The organism is Bacillus pseudomycoides DSM 12442 (assembly GCF_000161455.1).
Classification (GTDB): domain Bacteria; phylum Bacillota; class Bacilli; order Bacillales; family Bacillaceae_G; genus Bacillus_A; species Bacillus_A pseudomycoides.
Map to the genome: position 1 here is coordinate 5,248,517 of NZ_CM000745.1, position 299 is coordinate 5,248,815.

Annotated in this window: 1 pseudogene; it reads left to right on the top strand. The window is 30.1% G+C overall.

Annotated features, from left to right (window positions below):
• A pseudogene (locus tag BPMYX0001_RS26595) lies at window positions 1-299 on the top strand (hypothetical protein); the annotation flags it as partial.

Below are 299 nucleotides of genomic sequence, written 5' to 3' on the forward strand. Positions count from 1 at the left end.
CGAAACCATCTTTTTCACGTCGTACACTATCTGCTATTTCAGAAACAATGGGACGAAAACATAAATTATATGGCATTACAAATGCAGATTTAGAAGTCTTCTTATATCTACACAAGAAATGTTACACGAATGGGATCATTCCAAATGTAACAGTACATATGATGTGGGAAGATTACAAGCAATATAAAGAGGAATTTGCTTATATACAACATTCTCAATTCTATATTGCATTAAAGAAATTAAGTTTACATAACATTATTACAATAGAAAATGAATTAGATGGTCGCTATACCATTAAG